We start from the raw sequence: 23302 nt of genomic DNA on the forward strand, positions 1-23302 counted from the left end.
CAAGATGTGTTGGGGCGGGCCGGTGTTCAATTGCGGATCAGTCGTCGGTGACGACCACGTTGACGTCGATGTTGCCGCGTGTCGCGTTGGAATACGGGCACACTTCGTGGGCCTTGTCTGCCAGCTTCTGCGCGGTCTCGTGGTCGAGATTCGGCAGGGCCACCTCGAGCTCGACGGCCAGGCCGAAGCCGCCGTTGTCCAGGCTGCCGATCGACACCCGTGCACCGACTGTCGAGTCGGTGACGTCTGCTTTGTCTTGTCCGGCGACCATCCGAAGGGCCGAGTGGAAGCAGGCCGCGTAACCGGCAGCGAAGAGCTGCTCGGGGTTGGTGCCGACCCCGCTGCCGCCCATCTCCTTGGGGATCGACAAATCGAGGTCGACCTTGCCGTCGGAGGTGCGTGCGTGGCCGTCACGGCCTTCGCCGGTGGCCAGTGCTTCGGCGGTGTAGATGGCTTTCATCGGATGTGCCTTTCGTTGTGAACTGTTCACGAGTCGGCGGATGTGCCGACGTCGCGTAGGGCCTGGGTCAGACTCTGGACCGCATCGCGGAGGCTCTCGATTTCGGAGACACTCAATCCGCTTGCACCGAAAAGGTTTTCGGGAATGCACTGTGCCTGGGATTCGAGTTCGCGACCGGAGTCGGTGAGCGTCACCTCGACGGACCGCTCGTCGGTGGCGGATCTGCGGCGCTGAACGAACCCGATGGCTTCGAGTCGCTTGAGCAGTGGCGACAGCGTGCCCGAATCGAGGTGCAGTCGCTCGCCCAGTCTGCGGACGGTGACCCGCTCCTCCTCCCACAACACGAGCAGTACGAGGTACTGCGGGTAGGTGAGCCCGATCTGGTCGAGCAGCGGGCGGTATGCGGCGGTGGTGGCCCGCGATGCCGAGTACAGCGCGAAGCACAGTTGGCGATCGAGTTGAAGTGCGGTCACTCGTAAAACATAGCCCACAATTCAGTTGTGCACAACCTTATCGGTCGTTCAGCCCTGCAATCGCTGGTAGACGCCGGCCACGTAGGCGGCCTGGCCTGCGTGTTGCAGGTCATCGGAGATGACGCTGATCAGTCGCACACCAAGCGTCACCGCCGGCGTCCAGTTCTCGTCGACGACAACGTCGAGATCCGCTCCGGACAGCGACCGCAGGTATTCGACTGTTCGCTTGTGAGTGGCATCGTGATAGCCGAGGAGCAACTCGCGATCGGCAGCGACGGCTGCGACGTCAGCTGATGAGTGGCCATACCCGATGTCAGAGGCGTCGAACGGCAACCCGAAGCGCTCTGCCCACCCGGCAGCCGTCCACACCTGTTCGGAGTCGGCGACGCCTGCGACGTGGTCATCCTGCACTCGGGTGAGGTGCCAGATGAGCCAGCCGATCGTGTTGGCGTCGGAATCGATGCGGTACGTCAGCGCCGGAGGGGGCAGCTCGTCGACGGTGGCATGGACGACTTCATGTATCCGGGCGAAAGCATCGACCAAGATCTCGGACTCGTTCACGAGTTTCCTTCCGTTGGGGTTTGCCGAGTACCCGTTTCTGGTCTCAGTACGCGCGTCTGACCGGCAAACAGTGCGCAGGTGGGGCTGCGCGTGCAAACGTGGTAGCCGTGAGTATCGAAAGCCCTGCGCTTGTTCTCGGCCCCATCCTGCGTTTCGTCGACTCCACGCGTGCCACGGTGTGGGTCGAGACCGATCGCGCCTGCGCGGTGGAGGTCAGCACGTCGACAGGTCAATCCGGGATGGAGCAGACCTGGGATGTCCACGACCATCACTACGCGGTGATCCAACTGCGGGGACTGCCTGCCGCAACCCTCATCGACTACACCGTGACGCTCACCGCGGCCGCTGATGTGGGAGAGGCCGGTGTCACCGTCCGTTCTGGTGGCCGCCTGCACACCGCGTCGGACGATGCCCCTCTGACCGTCGCATTCGGATCGTGCCGGCGTGGGGACACCTACGACGATGAATCCCTCAAGGCGATCGGGGCCGACGGGCTGGCCGGCTTGGCGCGCCGTGTCGAGGCTCAAGGCCCCGACGAATGGCCACAGCTGCTGCTGTTGCTCGGCGACCAGGTGTACGCCGACGATCCGTCGCCCGAGATCAAAGCGCTCCTGCGGGAGCGGCGAGCGTCTCGCAACGATCCCGAACTCGGAGAGGAAGTACTCGAGGAGATCTGCGACTTCGAGGAGTACACGTGGCTCTATCGCGAGTCGTGGGGTGTGGACGAGGTCAGTGGATTGATGGCGTCGATTCCCAGCTGCATGATCCTCGACGACCACGACCTGCGCGACGACTGGAACTCTTCCCTGGACTGGCGCAAGACCATGGAGCAGAAGTCCTGGTGGCGCCGCCGCGTCATCGGGGCGTTCTCGTCGTACTACGTCTATCAGCATCTGGGAAACCTGTCGCCCGACGAACTCGGGAAAGATGCTCTCTACGGGGCTATTCGGGCCGCGGCCACGAGCGGCGAGCGGGAGAAGTTGTTGTCCGACTTCGCTCTCCTGGCGGACAGTGAGCCAGAATCCGCGCGCTGGAGTTACGTTCGCGACCTGGGGAACACCCGGATCATCATGATCGATTCGCGCTGTTCTCGCGACCTGGATCCGGAGCGGCGCGCCATGCTCGACGATGCCGAGTGGAAGTGGCTGAGCGAGCGCGCAACCGAAACCTCCGCACGACACATCGTGTTCGGCACGTCTCTGCCCTATCTGATGCTGCCTGCGCTGCACCACCTCGAGCAGTGGAACGAGGCGGTGGCCCAGGGTGCGTGGGGCAAGCGATTCGCCAAGGTCGGCGAGAAGCTGCGACTGGAGCTCGATCTCGAGCACTGGGCAGCATTCGGTAACTCCTTCCGGGACATGGTCGGTCTGGTCGACGACCTCGTGGATCACCCACGCCCTCCCGCAAGCATTCTGTGGCTCTCGGGTGACGTGCACTGCTCGTATGTCGCCCGGGCCGATCTGAGCGATCGGGGTACCGAGCGAACCGCGTTGTATCAGTTGACGATGTCACCGTTCCGGAATCCGCTCGAACGTCCGATCCGTGTGGTGAACCGTGTCGCCATCCGCAAACCCATCGTGAAGTTCATGCGGTTCCTGTCCCGGCGCGCGGGGGTCGGCGATGTGCCCATCACCTGGCAAGCGCAAGCAGGCCCGTGGTTCGACAATGGCGTGATGTCGTTGCGGCTCGACGGTGATCAGGCATCGGTGCAGATCGACCATGCCTCCACCGGCGCCGACGGCACGCAACGGCTCACCCGTACCCACGAGATGGAGCTGACGCCCTGAGGATCTCGGCGCACAGCTGACCAACGACGGCTTCGACGCGCCCGCGACGGGATTCCGCTCTACGCTGTGCCCGTGATCCTCGTTCCGGGTACTCGAGTCGCCGGTGTCACCGTGCGCGCCCATCTGGGCAGCGGGGGGACCAGCGAGGTCTACAAGGTTTACAACCCGGTTGCCGACCGGATCGAAGCACTCAAGGTTCTCGATACGGAGTTCACCTCCGTCGATATCGCCCGAATGCGTTTCGAGCGGGAGTTCGAGATCGCCCGCAGTCTCGAGCATCCGCATATCGTGGCCATGTACCGCTCCGGTGAGATGGCCGGCGAGGTGCTCGGACCCGAACAGGTACGCAGCGCGCTGTGGATGACGATGCAGTACGTGGAGGGGACCACCGCGGCGGTGCTGATCCCGGCACCGCATGGTCAGCCACGTCTGCCGCTGGTGTTGGAGGTGCTCACCCAGATTGCGGAGGCACTCGACTTCGCGCATCGCATGGATGTGCTCCACCGCGATGTGAAGCCATCGAACATCCTCATCGGGCATGAAACCGAAATATCCGCCGTGCTCACCGATTTCGGTATCGCTCGGTTCCTGGACGATACTCGTCCCGTCGCACAGAACGGACGTATCGTCGGCTCGATTCCGTATGCTGCACCCGAAATGCTTCAGGGTCAACAACTGTCGACCGCAACCGATGTCTATTCGCTGGCCTGTACCGTCGTGGAGCTGCTCACGGGCAGGCCGCCGTTCCCGTATCCCACGACCTTCGGGATCGTGCACGCGCACATTGCCGGTGTTCCCCCCGATGTCGGTGACCGGCGCAGGTGGCTGCCACGTGCGATCGACTCGATCCTCGGTAAGGCGCTGGCCAAGGATCCGGAAGATCGGTACCAAAGCTGTTCGGAACTCATCGATCTGATCAAGAACGTTTTACGGGACGTGCCGGTGCCGCCGGACTCGCCCCGGCCGTTCGGGTGGTCACGACTGCGGAACAGAGGTCGCTGACAAACGCGTCCTGGCGACACGATGTCTGATCTTACGCAGTGTTTACGTTCCCCGAGTGTCGTGAACTGCCCGCCACGGTTACCGTTGCACACGTCTTATCTGAACAGTTGGATAGACGCCTGAATCTCCCCTTCGGGCACGGTGCAGCGGCGGACCAGAGCTGCCCGGGATCGCCGCCCCCCGACCGCGCCGTGCCGCAGACCAATCGTGAGGATTACGACGATGAGTACAACTCCGGTAGAGAGTTCGGGATACGACAACTCCGCGCTCGCCCACGAGGACGAGGGCTATCACAAAGGACTCAAGCCTCGACAGATCCAGATGATCGCCATCGGCGGCGCCATCGGCACCGGGCTCTTCCTGGGAGCCGGTAGCCGCCTCCGTGACGCCGGTCCGGGACTGTTCATCGTCTATGCCATCTGTGGCGTCTTCGTCTTCTTCATCCTGCGTGCCCTCGGCGAGCTGGTGCTCCACCGCCCGTCCTCAGGATCCTTCGTGTCGTACGCGCGCGAGTTCTACGGCGAGAAAACAGCATTCGTCACCGGCTGGTTGTACTTCTTCAACTGGGCCATGACCGCGATCGTCGATGTCACGGCCATTGCGCTCTACGTCCACTACTGGAGCATGTTCGAGGACATTCCCCAGTGGTCGATCGCCTTGGTCGCGCTCGTCTTCGTGCTCCTCCTGAACATGATCTCGGTGAAGTGGTTCGGAGAGATGGAGTTCTGGGCATCGATCATCAAGGTGTTCGCGCTCGTTGCCTTCCTGGTCGTCGGCACCATCTTCTTGGCGGGGCGCTTCGAGATCAACGACCAGGCAACGGGTTTCAGCGTCCTGAGTGACAACGGAGGATTGTTCCCGACAGGTCTGTGGTCATTGGTGCTCGTCACCTCGGGGGTGATCTTCGCCTACGCCGCAGTGGAACTGGTCGGCACCGCAGCCGGCGAGACCGAGAACCCGGAAAAGATCATGCCCCGGGCCATCAACTCGGTGATCTTCCGCATCGCGATCTTCTACGTCGGTTCGCTGGTCCTGCTCGCATTGCTGTTGCCGTACACCGATTACGCGGCAGGGGAGAGCCCATTCGTGACGTTCTTCGCCGCGATCGGGATGCCTGCCGCCGGCGGCATCATGAACATGGTGGTGTTGACCGCGGCGCTGTCCAGCCTGAACGCCGGCTTGTACTCGACCGGCCGCACCCTGCGCTCGATGGCGATGAACGGCAGCGCCCCGCAATTCACCGGGAAGATGAACAAGAACGGCGTACCGTTCGGCGGAATCGCTCTCACCGGCGTCCTGACACTACTCGGTATCCTGCTGAATCTTGTTGTGCCCGAGGAGGCATTCAACATCGCGCTGGATCTCTCCGCGCTCGGGATCATCTCCACCTGGGGCATGATCGTGCTGTGTCAGATCCAGCTCTACCGGTGGGAGAAGAAGGGCATTCTGCAACGGCCGGCGTTCCGGCTGCCGTGGACTCCGTGGACCAGCTACGCGACGTTGCTCTTCCTCGCCGCCGTGACGGCGCTGATGTGCTACGACAACTACTGGAACCTCGTCGCCATCATCGTGATCACCCCGATGCTCATCGGAGGCTGGTACGCGGTGCGCGGGAGGGTCTTGACCATGGCGGAAGCGCGGGTCGGGTACACCGGTGAGTATCCGGTGGTGCCGGGGATCATTCCACCGGTCGCGCACCCAGAGCATCAGCGCAAACATCACGATGGCGACGGTGGCGAGCACTGACCAGCGTCTGCGGACACCTGGCCCGAGGGTGGCGGCATCGCTACCCTCGGGTTCATGGCGATCAACAAGAACGACAAAGTGTCATGGAATACCCCGCAGGGTGCCACCGAGGGCAAGGCCGTCGAGAAGCGAACCAAAGAGTTCACGTTCGACGGGCAGAAGTTCAAAGCCAGTGACGACGACCCGTACTGGATCGTGGAGTCGTCCAAGTCGGGTAAGCAGGCCGCTCACAAAGAGTCTTCGCTGAAGGCGAAGTAGGCGGCTGAAGGCAAAGTAGGCGCGCTCAAAAGGAGAAGGGGCAGGTCACCGGGGTCGGCACGCCTGTGCGACGGCCGGCTGACGCTGCCCTTACATGCAAAAAAGTGAGCTGGCGGCGATTGCTTCGCTCAGCCAGCTCACTTTTTTTTGAAGTTTGGCGACTTAGATCGCGGTTACTCCGGTAGCCTGCGGGCCTTTTGCGCCCTGTCCGATTTCGAACTCGACTCGCTGATTCTCTTCGAGGGTGCGGAAGCCGCCGCCCTGGATCTCAGAGTAATGAACGAAGACGTCATCCGAACCGCCATCGGGGGCGATGAAGCCGAAGCCCTTTTCGCCGTTGAACCATTTCACAGTTCCCTGTGCCATATTAAAGTACTTCTCTCTTTTTTCCTGCAGAACGCATGAACACGCCCCTGCACATAGTGTTGCACGGATTGCGGCAAACCGATAGCGGTGATCGAGATTATTTCTTCGTCGCAGGTGAGAGGACCTCCGCCCGGCGTGCCGCGCAGGTCTGGGTCGGGGGTCGGGCGGGCGAGGAAGGCCAGCTGCAGCGCCACCGAGACCGCAGTTGCGACCAGTGGGACGGTAAGTTGCGTTACGCCGGAACTGTTGCCTGGCAACGCAATTGCTGCCACGCAACGCGCTTCGGAAGCCGACTCGAGCGCCGTACTACTCGATCCAATCGAGTTCCAATCCGCGATCGCTATCTTGCAGCGATGAACCTCTCGAAGATCGGATCAGCCACCGCCGTAGCGGCCATGGCGCTCGCAGTGACCCTCGCCGGCTGCGGTGGCGACAGCAGTTCGGACAGCAGTGCGTCCTCGGCGACATCGTCGGCTGCCGCATCGACGTCATCCGCGAGCACCAGCGCATCGCTTGAACCGCGGGACATCGACGACGCTGCCGGGACCAACTTCACGATCGCCGACTACATCAAGGACAACAACATCACGGAGACGCCCATCAAGATGGGGGATCCAGACGCGCCGACCATCGATCTGCCGATCCCGCAGGGGTGGTCGCCGGCCGGTGAGGACACACCGGACTATGCATACGCCGCGATCGTCTACACGGGCGACGATGCATCCGGGTCGGACTACACGCCCAACTTCGTGGCCTTGTTGTCGAGGCTGGAGGGCAATGTCGACGCCGACGCACTGATCGACGCAGCCGGTGGTGAGCTCAAGAACCTGCCGAGCGCGGAGATCGTCGACGAGCGCGAAGCGACACTGTCGGGCTTTCCCGCCTACGAAATCGCGGCGACCTACGACCTCGAGGGCACGGCGGCTCTCAGCGCGCAGAAGACCGTGATCATCACCACGCCCAGCGGCGAAACCTACATCCTGCAGCTCAACGGAACGAGTGATCAGGCGCAGGCCGACATCCTCGGCGACGCGGCGAACACCATAGACACGGCGACGATCGAACCCTGATCAACCCGCCGACTCGGTGAGGCGGTTGCTCGCGGGCCGGAGTTCACGGCGCGCGGGCAACCGCTGTTCCCACACCCGCTCGCCCGATGCCCGGGCCGTCAGTGTCGCGCGGTGCAACGTCGTCCGGGCCTGGTCGAGGTGCCCGTGCTCGGTCTCCGCCTCGGCGAGCAGCATGAGGTACAGGGGCATGAAGATCCTGGTACCGCCGGAGGTGTGCTCCAGCAGTGCATCGCGAATCTGCGAGGTCGTATCCGGTCCGCCGGGTTCGAGGGCACGTGCCCACGCCTGGATGAGATGGGCCGATCCGAGCAGATCCGCCGTGCCGGCCGTGCGTTCCAGCTCGACGATGATGTCTGCTGCAGCTACCGCAGTTCCGGCGATGTCACCGACGATTGCGTTGACCTGCAACAGGTTGACCGAGAGAACGGCCGCCGCGAAGCCGTTGCCACGGGCGTGTGCCATGTCTATGCCGTTCTGCACCATCGCGCGGGCGCGTCCCACGTCACCGCGCAGGGCGTACACCTCCGCGGCGATCCCGAACACCCGCACATCGAACGACAGGATGTTGTCCTGGGTCTGCGCGGGTACCTTGTCGACGAGATCGTCCACGGCCTGCAGGGCGGCGTCGAGATCGCCGGCCATGAAAGCGGCGACCGCGCGGTTGTAGTAACCCGCCGCGCCCGCGATCGGATCGCCGGTGGTGTCGTACAACGTCAGCAGTCCCTCGCCGAGTGCACCGGCCTCACGGTAGTCGGCCGCGGCGACCAGCATCGCGCACCGTAAGGCCACCGCGGCGGTGAATCCGCTGTTGGTGAACATCGCGAGCCCGGCGTCGAAGGCATTGTTGAGTGCCGTGGTGGCCTCTTCGGAGGCGTGGCCACGGAGAACCGCGAGCACCGTCGCGCGCTGTAGCCAATGGCGCGCCTGACGTTCCAGGCGCGAATCGCCCTCGGGCAGTCGGTGGGTCATTTCCAGTGCCCGCTCGGTGAGCTCGGCGATGTCGGCGTATTCAGACAATGAGACCGACCTGCGCAGAGCGTTGTCGAGCACATCTGACGCGACCTCGGGTTCGAGTTCGCCGCCGGCGCGCCACGCGTGCTCGGCCGCCGCGATGGCGCGGTCGTAGCCGGCAGTCTCGGCCTGTGCGGCATACGCCCGTGCTATCCGGGCGTGACCCCCTTGTTTTCGTGTGGAGGGGTACTCCGCTACGGCGACCTCGCGCACGATGTCGTGGCTGAACCAGTACCGCTGAGGCCACTCGGTGCTGACCGACAGCAGGCCGATTCGGCATGCCGGGGCCAGCCGCCTGCGCAATTCCTCTCCGGTGATGTCGAGAACCTCTGCGAGAAGCTGTGATTCGACACCGACGCCGATCATTCCGGCGATTCCGAGGGCATCCCGCGTCCTCTTGGGGAGATCGAACATGCGTCGACGGACGACCCCGACGACCGCGTCCGGCATCCCGGCCAGCTCGACCGACGTGGTCTCGGAGTGCAGGTGCCCCTGGGTGTGCAACAACCGGGCCAGCTCGCGGATGTAGAAGGGGTTGCCGCCGGTGCGCTTTCGTAGAGAGTTCACGAAAGCCGCAGATGCCTCGACGCCCGTCTCTGCGAGCACGAGGTCGCGCATGGACTGGTCGGGCAGTGGCTCGAGGGTGATCACCGTGATGTCCGGCCGGCTGAGTAGTCGATCGAAGACTCGTGGGCGCAGCGGACGATCTGCTGCCCCGTCGCGCCATGTCACCAGGACCAGGAGGGGCATCTGCTGGAGTCGGCTCATCAGTACGTCGAGCACCGCGCGGCTGGCCTTGTCGGCGCGGTGCAGATCGTCCAGCACGATGATGGTCGGGGTGCGCCCGATCAGCAGCGCGACGACCAGGGCTATCTCGGTCGGTGCTTCGAACCTGGACTCCAGCGCCTCCGTGGTGAGGTGGCTGGTGTGCGCACCGTCGTGCGAGCCGAGGCCTTGAAAGATGACCGGAGCCACGATGTACGCCTGCTCGAGCGCTTCGGGGTCAGCGCGTTCGGCCAGACGGCGGATGATGTGGACCCACGCCCACATCGGTGGTTCGCGGACGCCATCCGGCTGACCGGACCAGGCAGACGCCATTCCTCGGCTGGTGCCGTCATCGATCACCGCCGAGGCCAGGGTCGTCTTACCCATTCCGGAGGCACCTCGGATCACGGCCACCGACCCGTGGCCGCGCGCCATCCGATCGAGAAGTCCTTGCAGTCGGGTCAGCTCGACGGATCGACCGACCACTCCGTGACGTTGCTCGGTCGCGATCACGACCGGGGTGATCTCGACGCGCAGTGGTGCGTACTCGAGGTCGGGGGATTGGTCGGCGATGTCCTCGCGCAGTCGTTCTAGTGCCGCACCCGGCCGGACGCCGAGTTCTGTGTCGAGCTCGGTGCGTGCACGGTGGTAGGCGCGCAGGGCCTCGGCTCGCCGACCTGACCGGTACAGCGCAAGCATCAGCTGGCCCCACACCCGTTCGTGGAGGGGATCGATCGCCAATTGGTCTTCGAGGCCCGCGATCAGTTCGGTGTCGCGGCCGAGCAACAACCCCGCTTCGAAGTAGCCCTCGGTGGCGACCGAACGCAAGGCGCCGAGACGGTGGATCTCGGTGTCGGCGAAGCGTTGATGACGGAAATCGGCGAGGGCTTGTCCGCGCCACAGGTCGATCGCGGCTTTCAGATCTCGCTCAGCAGCAACCGGGTCGGCCACCGTGAGGGCTTTTCTCCCCGACGCGGTGAGACTTTCGAACGTCGCGATGTCAACGGTGTCCGCGCGGGTGTCGAGGCGGTAACCCGTGGCGTCGGTGATCAGCCGCCTGCCGCCGCCGGCGTCGTCGAGGGTGCGGCGCAGGTTTGCAACGTAGGCGCGCAACGACGTGACCGGCTTGGCCGGTGGTTTGTCATCCCATACGAGTTCGGTCAACCTGTCTACGTCCACGCAGGTGTCGGCGTTGAGGAGGAGGATCGCCAGAACGGCTCGCTGCTTGATCCCGCCGAGGGCAAGGGGGCGTCCGGCGGCGCAGACTTCCATGTGCCCGAGCAGCAGGTATTCCACGCGCGGATTGTATGCGCGTTGTGGTTCGCGGGTGTGGTTCGCGGGCCCGATCGTATCGGTGGCCGGACAAATCGGACACTTCTACGCGGACACGAGTGGAAGTCGACAACGTATCGCTTTGATTTGGCGTCGTCCGTTTTCGAATGTCGCGAACAGTTTTATGTTCTGCTGAATACCGTCAATGCAGGAGCAGAAAGATAGGGGTGTTTTTGATGCTTGCCAGTGTGCGACGGATCATGACGATGGGTGCGGTCGGTGCGGCGGCAATTGTGCTGGTGGCGACACCGGTCGCGCAGGCCGAACCGGAAATCAAACCCGACCCACTGGCGGCGATAGAATCGACCGACGCTGCATTACCGACGGACATTCTCGGACTCATCGAAACAGCCAATGAGCAATTGTCCGGACTTGGGATCGAACCTTTCCTGTGGCCGACCGCAGCGATCAACTGTTCCCAGGTCCCGGGCACGCCACTGGGTCTCGTACCTGCTGTTGCGGGCGCTGCCCCGGGCCCGACGACCCCGCCGATCGGTGACCTCACGATTCCCAAGAGTGTGCTGAACCCTGACGGCCCGACTGATCTCAACGCTGTCAAGAAGGGCGAGGTCCTGTACGGTTTCGTGCCGGCAGGAATCGTCAATGACAGTGGCGATAAATCCGGTATGAATGTCGCCTGGTTCAATGTCGACACATTCAAGGGTGGGTTTGTGCCGATGGGCAGTTTGACCAACGCAATTCTGGCTCCTATCGAGGCGCAGATCGCAAAGCTTCCGGAGGTCATTCAGGTCCTGGCCAATGCTGCTGTGGCGCCGCTCAAGATCGCGGTAAATGCGCTTCCACAGGCTGGAACCCGGGCGGCGGTCGTCAAGACCGGTTCAGGAACCGTGCTCTCGCTTGTCCTCGGGTCGGTGACGCACTCGAGTGGTACCTGCTACTTCCTTCCGACCCTGGGAATCCACGACGTCGGCTGAGGTCTACAGACAGCGCCGAGCCCTGGCACCACGAGGGTGGTGTCGGTGGCTCAGTGGACTCCCGGTCAGGGGTCATCGGAATCGGGCGGGTCGGAGTCCGGGTCTGAGGTGCATCGACAGCAACTGACGACGACTCGACGACCGGTGTATCCGACATCGACCCTTCCCGATCGCTGTTCGAAATTATGTTCTAGCCATAACGTGGCCCTCTGACAATCTGACCTGAGCGCTATCGGGACGCGCGGCGCGGTTACTTACAACCGAGGTGGTTCTGGGTTCGCGAGAGTGTTGCTGTTGCGGTCGCTGCTGCGGTGAGGAGTGCGGCGGCGATGAGGGCGGCATCGAATCCGGCGCTGGTGACGACCAATCCCAGAACGCCGGCACCGATTGCTTGCCCAAATACCAGCGCTACGAACAGCATCGCCGTTCCCGCAGCCGCATTGGCTGGGGCTATGGCTGTCGTCCATGAGATGAGAGATGACGTTGCTGCCGTGAATCCCCAGCCGAAGATGAGTAAGGCTGCGAGTGCGACACCCACGCGCTCGGGGCCGGCAGCGAGAATCGTTATGGCACAGGTCATCAGCGCGCAGCTGAGCATCCATGCCCGCGCGGGCGGCAGCGCGGCGACTGGGCGTGCGGTGAGGATCACTGCCGCGGCTCCGAGTCCGAGTGCGACCCAGGCGGTAACCGTGTCGCGTTCGGAGCCGACACCTGTCTCGACGAGAAAGCTTCGTCCATAGGTCCACACCGCGCTTGATCCGGCGCCCATCAGCACCGCCGCGACCAAGCAGATCGCATGTCGCTTGACCCACCCTGCAGGCAACTCCCGCACCGTGCCCCCGGACGCAGTCACCTCGACGGGTCGGTCCGCGGTCACAACCGCTACTGCCAGCGATGCTGTCACGATCCCGACCAGAACCCAGGCGAGGCGCCACTCGGGTAGTAACACCAGCGCCAGCACACCGGCGGCGACCAGCCCTGGTCCAGTGCCTGCGTTGACGATCGACTGGGCACTGTCGACAGTGCTCGGGGCGACGTTGCGCGCCACGATGCTCACCAGCGCCGGGGAGGCGAGCCCGGCGCCGGCGGAGCTGATGACAGCACACGTTCCGAACATCACCGCATTGTCGGCGGCAGCCATGCCCCACACGCCGATGCACGCCGTGAGGGCCGCGCACGCGATCAGTATCCGAGGGGCCGAGACGGCAAAGGTGAAACCTGATGCCGCAGCGAGGCAGTACACGAGCGATGATCCCGCCGACACGTACCCGGCTCCCGCTGCACTCACGGCGAGATCTCGCTGGATGTCGGGCAGGAACAACCCATACGCCAACCGCACCAGCCCGTACGTGGCCGCGATGAAGCACGTACCGAGCGCGACTACCGCCGTACCACGAGTATCTACAAACGAAAACGATCGTTTCATATTGGTCAGTCTAGGGTGATCAACATGCCGGTGCGCACAAGCTCCGTGGACAAATTGCTCGATGCCGTCGATGAGGTGGTGTTTCGACGAGGCATCGAGACCACGCCGATCGATGTCGTGCTGGCCCACGCCGGGGTGTCGGCAGCGACGCTCTACCGTGGTTTTCGTAGCAAGGAAGCGTTGATTGCTGCTGCACTGGAGCGACGCCAGCAACGCTGGCAGCAAGTGTGGGATGACGCCATCGCGGCTGCTGGCAGTGCCGAGGGGCGCCTGCTGGCCGTCTTCGATGCCATCGACGACTTCGGGCAGCGCCCCGACGGGGCGAGGTGGTGCGCATTCCTTGGTGCAGCTGCCGAGTACGCAGACCCGCCCGTCGAGATCGCAACAGCAGTCCAGCGTGACACCGACCATTTGCGCCGCACACTGCAAGGACTGGCTGCCGACCTACCCTGCGCAGACTCCGATGCGCTGGCCGAGTCGATCTTGGTGGTGGTCACCGGAGAACTTGCGATGCGCCTGCGTGACCCACATCTGCGTGGTTCGACCACCGGGCGACACATTGCCGCCGCCGTCCTCGCCGATGCGCAGGAACCCCGGCCGCCGATCAGCTGACCTCGACTGAACTTCAAACAAGATAACGGTGGGCTGTCACCTTTTTGATCTTCAGCGCGGTAGCGCCGTGAGATGGCCTCCAGGCGGTACACGGTGCCCCCAGTCGGACTCGAACCGACACTTGGCGGATTTTAAGTCCGCTGCCTCTGCCGATTGGGCTATGGGGGCGAGCCGTTCGGCGAACCCCAACAGAATCTCACGGTCGTTTCGAGCAGTCGGGACGGGGGATCCCACGATGCCTCGAAACGTTCCATCGACCATGGTCAAGATAGGTGCCGAGTGCCATAGTCCTACTTATGGAGTGGCAGACTTGACTCCATGTCTGACGTTTCTTCTCGACGGAGCCGCGGCCGACCACCGGGACCGGGGGTCGACCCCGAAGCTCGCCGTGAGCAATTGCTTGACGCGGCCGAAGCCGAGATCGCCGCTCATGGAACCGATTTTGGTCTCGCGGGAGTCGCAAGCCGAGCGGGACTCACCAGGTCGGCCGTCTATGCGGCCTTCGCTGATCGCGATGATCTACTGACCGAGCTGACCCGCAGGCACACCGACCGCATCATCGTGGGGATCGCCTCGGCGCTCAACGATGTCGACGGCCCACGCGAGCAGACGCGAGCAACGGTTGACGTGCTGGCCCGCTGGATGGAAGAGAACAGCAGGCTCGCGGCTGTGCTGGCGCCCAGAATGCAGTCCGGCGTCGGGGACTCGCATGTCACGGGCTTTCTCGAACAGGTGCTCCAGGTCGGGTTCGAGCAGGTAGGCGGCAATCCGCGGGCGGCGGCGCCGTGGGCGCGCGCGCTCGTGGGAGCGATCTGGACGACTGTCGCCTGGTGGGGAAAGGCGCGAACAATGGATCGCGCTGAACTCGTCGACCACGTGACGGACCTGGTCTGGGAAGGGTTTGCCGGCGCGGGCGGGGCCGGTATCCGGTTGCCGGAGATGCAATTACCCATCTCGAACGATGCGCGGGTGCTTGACGTGCTGGAACAATAAAGACACCATGTCTTTATGACTGCTTCCGATATCACCGGTGCGACGAATTGGGACAGTGTGCGGGCGCGTCACCCAGAGCTCGTGGACAAGCTGGACGCAGGGCTGGGTCAGGGCGACCCGCTCGCGGAAGCCGCGATATCGGAGATGGTCGGACTCGCTGACTTCGGCTGGCGGCAGGTCACGCGCATCCTCGAAGACCCACTCGGCCGGATGGGTGAAGCTCCGCCCGCGTTGCGCGCACTTCTCGATACCGCGTCGTCGCCCCCTCCCTGGTTCGAACAAGCTGTCGCAGAGGCCGGGGGACGTGCTTGGTGGAAGTTCGGCACTCTGCAGTCGAGCACGCTGTATCAATCGCTGATCTACGGCTACCAAGCCCGCGGATTCGTACGCCCGCTCGTGGCCACTGGCCAGTTGGCCGACCACACCTACGACCGCGTTCTCAGCACCGGACGCTGGGTCGCGCTCGCGACCGCGCCGGGACAAATGGCGCCCGGCAGCCCGGGGTGGTCGCAAACGCTGAAAATTCGACTCGTTCACGCCATGGTCCGTCACAGTCTCCTGGTTGATGAGGACTGGAATGTCGCCGAGTGGGGCGTCCCGATCAATCAGACCTACAGCGCCCTGACCATCGGTGGAGGGTTTCTCGCCCTGCCGATGACGGTGGCCGGCGACCTGGGGATCCACTACTCAGCGGCCGAACGTGAGGCGATCGCCCACCTGTGGCGTTGGATCGGATGGGTGATCGGTGTCGACGATGCGCTGCTCCCCAAGAACTTCGCCGCGGCGCAACAACTGTTCGACATCGGTGCGCAGTTCGAACTAGAGCCCGACGAGTCGTCGAAGATGTTGACGCGAGCCCTGTTACGTGAGGGATACCGAATCGAACTGCCACTCGTGCCCGATCCGGTGACGGCAATCGTGAACGTGATGTTGCGGCCTGTGTTGTCGACGTCCTTCTCCGCGATCTCGACCCGATGGGTGGAGAAGCCGGCCGCAGGCAAGATGGGCTTGCGACGCTCCCCGTTGCACCATCTGGTCGATGTCGCTCGCCCTGCCGTGCGGCTGCGAGAGGTGGTGCGCGCGATTGGCCTGCTCGGCAACGAGAGTCAGGTGGTCAACCGGGAAATGCGTACCGTCATGCGTGGTCTGGGAATGAACGCCGCGGAGATCGACAAGATCAAGACGGTGGCGTGAATGGTGCGGGTACTCGAGTTGGCTCGCGATCTGCCGTGCACGGCAGAGCAGGCGTGGCGGTTGATGACCGATCCGGATGAGATGAATCGTTGGTCGAGCGCAAAGATCGTCGGAAACGATCCGGGGGTCGACGATCGATTCGACCGTGCGGGTGCCCTGCGCACTGTGATCACGCCGGCGCCGATCCGCTCGGTGCTGCGCGAGGTCGTGGTCGCAGCGGAGCAGCCGGAGGTTTTCGCGTATCGGGTCTACGCGGGCCCGGCGACCGTGCGACACCACAACGGACGCATCGAGATCGCCGAGACCGCCACGGGTAGCACGGTTCGGTGGACTGTCGAGATGGCGTTCGTCGTGCCGGGCCTCGGTGCTCTCGTGGAGCGTGGACTGCGCAGAGAACTCGGCGCGTCCTTGCAGAAGCTTGCCGACGAATCGCTGACCCCGCCGGTGGCGGCATCGAACCCGGTCGCGGATCGCCGCTCTCGAGATGTCGTGGATCTGCAGTCGCTGCGGGCGACGGCGATCTCGACGCTGGCAGAGCAGCAGTCGGTAGCGGCCGAGTTGCGCGACGACGAGGATCCCAAGCAGTGGTTCGCTCGCGTGTACGCGATCGTGACCGAGGAGATGATCGGCCTCGTCGATCGCGGCGACTTGCAGTACCCGGACTGGGCTTTGCGTCTCATTCCGGATTTCCACGTGCACTACCTACGAAACCTGCAGGGGTATATGCGCGGTGAGGAGGTCGAGGAGCCGTGGCAGGCGGCCTGGTCTCGGTGTGAGCAGACCGACCCGAGGCACCCCATCATGCCGATCATCAGTGGCATGCTCGCGGGGGTACGGGCGCACATCGAGTGCGACCTCCCGCGGTCACTCGCCGACGTGTATCTCGAACACTATCGAATCACCCACCACTACAAGGACTTCCGCTCGGACTACCTGGCCATGGCCATAGTGTTCGGAATCGCTTCTGATCGGTTGCTGGAGCAGATGCCGCAGGAATACAAACCGCTGTGGGTGCGCGCGTCGGTCCGCCTCCCGGCTGAGATCCGCTCGGCGCTGCTCAACAAGCGCACCTTCGACATCCCGAGACATCGGCTCGCCGCATTCAGCCGCGGCTACGACATCGTGCTTCAGGCGCCGGAGAACACCGGCGAGACCGCCGACTCGATACGTGAGTGATCGCCGCGAGGACCGGTTGACGACCCTAAGATAGTGCTGATAACTTAACGGCGATCACTCAGGGAATCGCCGAAGGGATGTCTCCAGTGCTCTCGTCACTTGCTCGCGGTGTGATCGCCGCGCCCAGACGTGTTCTCGGCGGCGCGCTGCTGGTTCTCATCATCTGTGGAGTGCTGGGTTCGTCTGTTGCGGCCAATCTTTCGGGCGGCGGATTCTCCGATCCGGACTCCGAGTCCGCGCAGGCCAATCAGGTACTCGCCGACACGTTCGCGCGCGGTGGTCTGCAGGTTGTCATCCGGTTGCATCAGAGCGGCACCGCGGACATCGTCGACAGCAACACCGCACGTGCTGCGGGGGAGACCATCGTCCGGGAACTGGAAGGGATGAGTTTCGTCGAGGATCCCATCCTCTCTGCCTGGACGAATCCGGAAGCGGCAGGCGCGCTGGTTTCCCGCGACCGCACCTCGGGACTGATCGTCACCACGGTGTCCGGCGGCGACAAAGAGGCAGAGGCAAACGGCAAGAACATCGACGACCGCTTCACTGATCCGTCCTTCACCTCGCAGTATCCGGGCGTCGACGTGCTCGTGGGCGGGCAGGCCCTGGTGTACTCGCAGGTGAGTGAACAGACGAGCCATGATCTGTTCATTGCCGAAGCGATCGCGATCCCCATCAGCTTCCTGTTGCTCATCTGGGTGTTCGGCGGGCTGGTCGCGGCTGTGCTGCCCTTGGCGATCGGCATCTTCGCGATCATCGGAACCACTGCCGTACTGCGCGGATTCACGATGTTCGCGGATGTCTCGGTATTCGCGCTCAACCTCACCACCGCGCTCGGGCTGGCGCTGGCGATCGATTACACCCTGCTGATCATCAACCGGTATCGCGAAGAGGTGCAAGGCGGTCGAGACCGCAACGACGCGCTGACCGTGACCGTGATGACCGCAGGCAGAACCGTGCTCTTCTCAGCAGTGACGGTGGCGCTCTCGCTGGCGGCGATGGCAATCTTCCCCATGTACTTCCTACGCTCGTTCGCCTACGCCGGTCTGGCGGTGGTGGCTCTGGCCGCAGCCGCCGCGCTGATCATCGCGCCGGCGATCATCGCTGTGCTCGGCGCCCGTATCGATGCGCTCGACGTGCGCAAACCGATCCGGAAGCTGTTGGGACGCAGCGAGCCACATATCCCTGAGCCCGAAGAATCCATGTGGTATCGGTCGACCCGGTTCGTGTTACGTCACGCCGTGCCGGTGGGATTGTCGGTGGTGGTACTCCTGCTCGTCTTGGGTGCACCCTTCCTCGGGATCAAGTTCGGTTATCCCGACGATCGGGTGCTCCCGACCTCTGCTTCCACCCACGTACTCGGGGACGAGCTGCGCGAAGACTACGCGCAGAATGCCTCGGCCACAGTCACGATCGTCATCCCGGATACGCGCGGCTTCGACGACGCCGCGCTCAGTGGTTACGCGAAGAATCTGTCACAGGTGGCCGAGGTGACCGCCGTGAGCACGCCCGTCGGATCTTTCGTCGACGGACAGGGTGCGGGCGGGCCCGGGCCCGACATGGCCAAAGGCGATGCCGCCCTGATCACCGTGTCGTCCACGGTGGATCCGTTCTCCGACAGCGGTCGTGCGCAACTCGACGCCCTGCGTGAGGTGTCACCGCCTGATGGTGCCGCGACACTGTTCAGTGGTCTGGCGCAACAGAATGTCGACAACGTCGACAGCATCGTCGACCACCTGCCCGAGGTGTTCGCGGTGATCGTCGTGACGACTTTCGTGTTGCTGTTCCTGCTGACCGGGTCGGTGGTCTTGCCGCTCAAGGCGTTGGTGCTCAACGTGTTCTCGTTGACGGCGACGTTCGGCGCGATGGTGTGGATCTTTCAGGACGGCAACATCGCCGGACTGGGGACCACGACGACCGGGACCCTGATCGCCAACATGCCCGTGCTCATGTTCTGTATCGCGTTCGGTCTGTCGATGGATTACGAGGTCTTTCTGCTCTCCCGGATCCGGGAGGAGTGGCTCAAGTCGGGCCGGACTCGTGCGGACAACGACCACGCCGTGGCCTACGGTCTGGCCCGCACCGGCCGGGTGGTCACTGCGGCCGCACTGCTGATGGCTGTGGTGTTCGCAGGAATCGCGTTCTCCCAGGTGTCCTTCATGAGGATGTTCGGACTCGGCTTGGCCCTGGCCGTGCTGATGGACGCCACCCTGATCAGGATGTTGCTCGTACCGGCCTTCATGAAGATCGCCGGCCGGGCGAACTGGTGGGCGCCCGCGCCGCTGCGCAAGTTCCACGACAGATTCGGGTTGAGTGAAGAAGGTGGCCATGACAGTCGATCGACTCCGCAGGCGCAGGTCCCCGCGCGGCTCGGGTGAGCAGCTGAGGGCCGAGATCCTCACCGCGGCAACCGACCTGCTGCTGGAGAGCGGTGACGAGTCAGCAGTCTCGATCAGGGCTGTCGCCAACCGGGTGGGCGTCACGCCGCCGTCCATCTACATCCACTTCGCGGACAAGGACACCCTCATCGATGAGGTTGTCGCACACTACTTCACCCGGCTCGACGAGGTCATGCGGCAAGCCGGTGCCGAGCACGACAACACCTGGGAGGCCGCACACGCCCAGGGGATGGCGTATGTGCGTTTCGCTGTCGAGAACGCCGAGCTGTACCGGGTGGCGACCATGAAGGTCTGCGCCGAGGGGACCGACGCAGACGAGGTGCTGAGCGACTCGGCCTTTGTGCACTTCGCCGAAACCATCGAGCGACTCATGGACGAGGGCTTCGTCGACAAGGGCGATCCCACGCCGGTGGTGATGGAGTTGTGGACGGCCGCACACGGCGTAGCCACGCTGATGATCGCCAAGCCCTACCTCCCGACGGGGGAGAACTACGAACTGGCCGACCGGGTCCTGACGTCGGTGTGCCTGGGACGGGCGATCAAGGATGTCATCGGTGGCGATGTGGGTCCCCACGAGATCAGGAAGTTCGTGCTCGAGCAGCGGGCGGGACTCGGGAGCGAATCCACCCCACCGATTCCAGGGTGAACACGTTCTAGTTTCGCTAGTGTCTGCCGCATGGGCGTACTCGATGGAAAAGTTGCACTGATCACCGGCGGTGGCAAAGGAGTGGGTCTGGGCATCTCCCAGGCACTGAGCAAAGAAGGCGCGGACATCTTCATCTGCGGTCGGCACACCAAGGCACTGGCGACCGCGACCGAACAGCTGCAGGCCAATGGGGTCCGAGCCGAATACCTCAAGGGCAACGTCAGCGACGGGGACGACTGCTCCGCGATAGTCGCGGCCTGCGCCGATCGCCTCGGCGGGGTCGACATCTTGGTCAACAACGCCAACGACGCGATGCCGATACCGCTCCTGGAAGTGAGCGACGACGATTTCACGCGGTTCTTCCAGACCGGTCCTCTGGCGGTGTTGCGACTGATGAAGGCCTGCCACCCACTGATGGTCGCCCGGGGTGGGGGGTCGGTGATCAACCTCGTGACGTCCGCCGCGGTCCGGTGGGACATGGCCACCTTCGGTCCGTACGCAGCGGTCAAAGAGGCGACGCGGTCGCTGACCCGCGCTGCCGGCTGTGAATGGGGCAAAGACAACATCCGGGTCAATGCGATTGCGCCGCACGCCATGACGCCGTCGCTGCAGTGGTGGACCGAGACCTACCCGGAGGAGGCCGATGCGTTCGTCAAGAGCATCCCGCTCGGACGCATCGGTGATCCCGAGGCCGATATCGGCCGGATCGCGGTCTTTCTCGCGAGCCAAGACGCGAGTTATCTGAGCGGCGTCACCATTCCTGCCGATGGCGGGCACAGTCGCTGGGGCTGAGTCGGGTGGTGCGCGGGTGCAGACACGCCGCGACCTCGGTGACCCGGCCGTCTGCAGCAAGAGTCAAGAGAAGGTAAAGTCGGAACTCGAAAGTCACACCACTCGTTGAACGAGTATCAGTCAGTCATGAGAAGGGACCAACTACGGTGCGTGAAAGCAGCAATCCGGTGATGCGTGGTGTTGTGCGCAGCAACCAAGGCCCGGGCGGGTATGCCGGCTTTGGCGCTGGTGCGGCCGGCGCCGGCCAGGCCGCGCAATGGAATCAGCAGGCGGGTCAGCCCCAGGCCGATCCGTATGCACGTCCGGGGCAACCGGCCGGATCTCGAACCCTGACCATCGACGACGTCGTGACGAAGACTGCAGCCACCCTTGGTGTGCTCATTCTGTCGGCCGCTCTGTCGTACTACTTCACGAGCGTGAACGAGTCCTTGGCGATGCCGCTCATGCTCGTGGGCGCGCTCGGCGGCCTCGCGCTGGTGTTGGTCGCGACCTTTGGTCGCAAGCAAGACAATCCGGCGATCGTGCTCAGCTACGCGGTTCTCGAGGGCCTGTTCGTCGGCACCATCTCGTACGTGTTCGCCAACTGGGTGGTCGCCGGTGATGTCAGTGCCGGTGCGCTGATCGGCCAGGCCGTACTCGGTACCTTCGGTGTCTTCGGCGGCATGCTGATCGTCTACAAGACCGGTGCCATCCGCGTCACACCGCGATTCACCCGCATGATCTTCGCGGGCCTGATCGGTGTCCTGGTGCTCATCCTGGGCAACCTGATCATCGGTTTCTTCAACGGTGGTTCCGGTCTGGGACTGCGTGACGGTGGTCCGATCGCGATCATCTTCTCGCTCGTGTGCATCGCTCTCGCCGCATTCAGCTTCCTCATCGACTTCGATGCCGCGGATCAGCTGATCCGTTCCGGCGCTCCGTCGAAGGCGGCCTGGGGCATCGCGCTCGGCCTGACCGTCACCCTGGTCTGGTTGTACGTCGAGATCCTGCGCCTGCTGAGTTACTTCAACTCGGACTAGCGATTCCACCAAAAGAGCCCGCGACCATCTGGTCGCGGGCTCTTTTGATTGGGGTCAGGTTCAGCTCAGGCGCTCGAGCACCATGGCCATGCCCTGACCGCCACCGACGCACATGGTTTCGACGCCGAGGGTCTTGTCCTGGGTGGTGAGGTTGTTGAGCAGCGTTGCGGTGATGCGGGCTCCGGTCATGCCGAACGGGTGGCCCAGGGCGATAGCGCCGCCGGAGATGTTGAGTTTGTCGTGGTCGATGCCGAGTTCGTTGGCTGATCCGAGGACCTGGACGGCGAAGGCTTCGTTGATCTCGAACAGGTCGATGTCGGCGATGGACAGGCCGGCGTATTTGAGGGCTTTGCGGACGGCTTCGATGGGGCCCAGGCCCATGATCTCGGGGGACAGGCCGGTCGCGGCGGTGGCCACGATACGTGCCAGCGGGGTGAGTCCGAGGGCTTTGGCTTTGGTGTCGCTCATGATGACCAGTGCGGCAGCGCCGTCGTTGAGGGGGCAGGCGTTGCCGGCGGTGACGGTGCCGTCGGGGCGGAAGACTGGTTTGAGTTGGCTGATCTTGTCGTAGGTGGTGCCTGCGCGGGGGCCGTCGTCGGTGTCGACGACAGTGCCGTCGGCCAGGGTGATCGGTTCGATCTCACGGGCGAAGAAGCCTGATTTGATGGCCTCTTCGGCGCGGTTCTGGCTGCGCACGCCCCAGTGGTCCTGGTCTTCGCGGGAGATGCCGGTGAAGGAGGCGACGTTTTCGGCGGTTTCGCCCATGGGGATGTAGACGTCGGGGAGCAGGCCCTGCTCGCGGGGGTCGGACCACGTGCCGGCGCCGCCTTCGGCGGCCTTGGCGGTGCGGGCCATGGCGTCGGCGAACAGTGGGTTCTTGGTGTTGGGCCAGCCGTCGGCGTTGCCGGTTCCGAAGCTGGAGACGGATTCGACGCCGCCGGAGATGAAGACGTCGCCTTCGCCGGCGCGGATGGCGTGCATGGCCATGCGGGTGGTCTGCAGTGACGAAGAACAGTAGCGGTTGACGGTGACGCCGGGGACGTGGTCGAGGCCGACCTGGACGGCGACGGAGCGGGCGATGTTGAAGCCGGCTTGGCCGCCGGGCTGTCCGGACCCGAGGTGGAGGTCGTCGATGTCGGCGCGGTCGAGTTCGGGGATCTTGTTCAGCACGGCTTCGACCATCTGACGGGCCAATTCGTCCGGACGGACATCTTTGAGTGAGCCCTTACCGGCTCGGCCGATCGGTGAGCGGGCGGTGGCGACGATGACGGCCTCTGGCATG

Annotated in this window: 21 protein-coding genes and 1 tRNA gene; 14 read left to right on the forward strand and 8 right to left on the reverse strand. The window is 64.0% G+C overall.

Annotated features, from left to right (window positions below; all coding sequences use genetic code 11):
• Positions 1 to 37: 37 nt before the first annotated feature.
• Genes BH683_RS01415 through BH683_RS01425 form a run of 3 tightly spaced genes read right to left on the reverse strand, consistent with a single transcriptional unit; the run spans position 38 to position 1494 of the window.
• Positions 38 to 460, reverse strand: a complete 423-nt coding sequence (locus BH683_RS01415) for an organic hydroperoxide resistance protein (protein WP_084834502.1) — start codon at positions 458 to 460, stop codon at positions 38 to 40.
• A gap of 26 nt (positions 461 to 486) precedes the next feature.
• On the reverse strand, positions 487 to 933 hold the full coding sequence (locus BH683_RS01420) for a MarR family transcriptional regulator (protein ID WP_084834483.1): 447 nt from the start codon (positions 931 to 933) through the stop codon (positions 487 to 489).
• A 48-nt stretch (positions 934 to 981) separates the two neighbouring features.
• Positions 982 to 1494, reverse strand: a complete 513-nt coding sequence (locus tag BH683_RS01425; RefSeq protein WP_084834484.1) for a DinB family protein — start codon at positions 1492 to 1494, stop codon at positions 982 to 984.
• Between the two features lie 107 nt (positions 1495 to 1601).
• Between BH683_RS01425 and BH683_RS01430 the strand changes: the two genes are divergently transcribed.
• The 4 genes from BH683_RS01430 to BH683_RS01445 all read left to right on the forward strand — a co-directional run bounded on the left by BH683_RS01430 (position 1602) and on the right by BH683_RS01445 (position 6287).
• A complete protein-coding gene (locus BH683_RS01430; RefSeq protein ID WP_084834503.1) occupies positions 1602 to 3281 on the forward strand; it encodes an alkaline phosphatase D family protein in 1680 nt (559 codons plus the stop codon).
• A 72-nt stretch (positions 3282 to 3353) separates the two neighbouring features.
• The gene (locus BH683_RS01435) at positions 3354 to 4283 is read left to right on the forward strand and encodes a serine/threonine-protein kinase (RefSeq protein WP_348639206.1); all 930 of its coding nucleotides are present in this window, start codon (positions 3354 to 3356) and stop codon (positions 4281 to 4283) included.
• 222 nt (positions 4284 to 4505) lie between these two features.
• Positions 4506 to 6029, forward strand: coding sequence for an amino acid permease (locus BH683_RS01440; RefSeq protein ID WP_084834485.1), 1524 nt, complete (start codon positions 4506 to 4508; stop codon positions 6027 to 6029).
• Positions 6030 to 6083: 54 nt separating this feature from the next.
• Positions 6084 to 6287 (forward strand): DUF2945 domain-containing protein, encoded by a 204-nt coding sequence (locus tag BH683_RS01445; RefSeq protein ID WP_084834486.1) that lies wholly within the window; start codon positions 6084 to 6086, stop codon positions 6285 to 6287.
• A 162-nt stretch (positions 6288 to 6449) separates the two neighbouring features.
• Here BH683_RS01445 and BH683_RS01450 read toward each other — a convergent pair whose 3' ends face one another.
• The gene (locus BH683_RS01450) at positions 6450 to 6653 is read right to left on the reverse strand and encodes a cold-shock protein (RefSeq protein ID WP_020108824.1); all 204 of its coding nucleotides are present in this window, start codon (positions 6651 to 6653) and stop codon (positions 6450 to 6452) included.
• A gap of 353 nt (positions 6654 to 7006) precedes the next feature.
• Here BH683_RS01450 and BH683_RS01455 point away from each other — a divergent pair, with 353 nt between their 5' ends.
• Positions 7007 to 7723 carry an LpqN/LpqT family lipoprotein gene (locus BH683_RS01455; protein WP_084834487.1) on the forward strand — a complete coding sequence of 239 codons (717 nt, stop codon included), beginning with the start codon at positions 7007 to 7009 and terminating at the stop codon, positions 7721 to 7723.
• On the opposite strand, the gene BH683_RS01460 is transcribed toward BH683_RS01455, so the two are convergent.
• Positions 7724 to 10795 carry an AfsR/SARP family transcriptional regulator gene (locus tag BH683_RS01460; RefSeq protein WP_084834488.1) on the reverse strand — a complete coding sequence of 1024 codons (3072 nt, stop codon included), beginning with the start codon at positions 10793 to 10795 and terminating at the stop codon, positions 7724 to 7726.
• A 212-nt stretch (positions 10796 to 11007) separates the two neighbouring features.
• Here BH683_RS01460 and BH683_RS01465 point away from each other — a divergent pair, with 212 nt between their 5' ends.
• The gene (locus BH683_RS01465; protein WP_143695950.1) at positions 11008 to 11766 is read left to right on the forward strand and encodes a hypothetical protein; all 759 of its coding nucleotides are present in this window, start codon (positions 11008 to 11010) and stop codon (positions 11764 to 11766) included.
• A 250-nt stretch (positions 11767 to 12016) separates the two neighbouring features.
• Here BH683_RS01465 and BH683_RS01470 read toward each other — a convergent pair whose 3' ends face one another.
• A complete protein-coding gene (locus BH683_RS01470; RefSeq protein ID WP_084834490.1) occupies positions 12017 to 13192 on the reverse strand; it encodes an MFS transporter in 1176 nt (391 codons plus the stop codon).
• Positions 13193 to 13216: 24 nt separating this feature from the next.
• Here BH683_RS01470 and BH683_RS01475 point away from each other — a divergent pair, with 24 nt between their 5' ends.
• A complete protein-coding gene (locus BH683_RS01475; RefSeq protein ID WP_084834505.1) occupies positions 13217 to 13804 on the forward strand; it encodes a TetR/AcrR family transcriptional regulator in 588 nt (195 codons plus the stop codon).
• Between the two features lie 94 nt (positions 13805 to 13898).
• Here BH683_RS01475 and BH683_RS01480 read toward each other — a convergent pair.
• Positions 13899 to 13972, reverse strand: a tRNA-Leu gene (locus BH683_RS01480).
• A 150-nt stretch (positions 13973 to 14122) separates the two neighbouring features.
• Between BH683_RS01480 and BH683_RS01485 the strand changes: the two genes are divergently transcribed.
• From BH683_RS01485 to BH683_RS01515, 7 genes are all read left to right on the forward strand, one after another.
• Positions 14123 to 14797 carry a TetR/AcrR family transcriptional regulator gene (locus tag BH683_RS01485; RefSeq protein WP_084834491.1) on the forward strand — a complete coding sequence of 225 codons (675 nt, stop codon included), beginning with the start codon at positions 14123 to 14125 and terminating at the stop codon, positions 14795 to 14797.
• 15 nt (positions 14798 to 14812) lie between these two features.
• Positions 14813 to 15991, forward strand: a complete 1179-nt coding sequence (locus tag BH683_RS01490) for an oxygenase MpaB family protein (protein ID WP_084834492.1) — start codon at positions 14813 to 14815, stop codon at positions 15989 to 15991.
• Complete coding sequence (locus tag BH683_RS01495) at positions 15992 to 17167, forward strand: DUF5995 family protein (protein WP_084834493.1); 1176 nt, start codon at positions 15992 to 15994, stop codon at positions 17165 to 17167. It abuts the gene before it with no gap.
• 77 nt (positions 17168 to 17244) lie between these two features.
• Positions 17245 to 19542: an MMPL family transporter gene (locus tag BH683_RS01500; RefSeq protein ID WP_084834494.1), complete on the forward strand. Its 2298-nt coding sequence runs from the start codon at positions 17245 to 17247 to the stop codon at positions 19540 to 19542.
• Entirely contained in the window at positions 19493 to 20209 is a 717-nt protein-coding gene (locus BH683_RS01505) for a TetR/AcrR family transcriptional regulator (protein WP_084834495.1), read from the forward strand. Before BH683_RS01500 ends, BH683_RS01505 begins: the two co-directional genes overlap by 50 nt.
• Positions 20210 to 20239: 30 nt before the next feature.
• A complete protein-coding gene (locus tag BH683_RS01510) occupies positions 20240 to 21001 on the forward strand; it encodes an SDR family oxidoreductase (protein ID WP_084834496.1) in 762 nt (253 codons plus the stop codon).
• Between the two features lie 146 nt (positions 21002 to 21147).
• Complete coding sequence (locus BH683_RS01515; protein ID WP_084834497.1) at positions 21148 to 22020, forward strand: Bax inhibitor-1/YccA family protein; 873 nt, start codon at positions 21148 to 21150, stop codon at positions 22018 to 22020.
• A gap of 60 nt (positions 22021 to 22080) precedes the next feature.
• Here BH683_RS01515 and BH683_RS01520 read toward each other — a convergent pair whose 3' ends face one another.
• Positions 22081 to 23301, reverse strand: coding sequence for an acetyl-CoA C-acetyltransferase (locus BH683_RS01520; protein ID WP_084834498.1), 1221 nt, complete (start codon positions 23299 to 23301; stop codon positions 22081 to 22083).
• Between the last annotated feature and the right edge of the window lies 1 nt (position 23302).

Source organism: Williamsia sp. 1138 (assembly GCF_002095435.2).
GTDB lineage: Bacteria > Actinomycetota > Actinomycetes > Mycobacteriales > Mycobacteriaceae > Williamsia.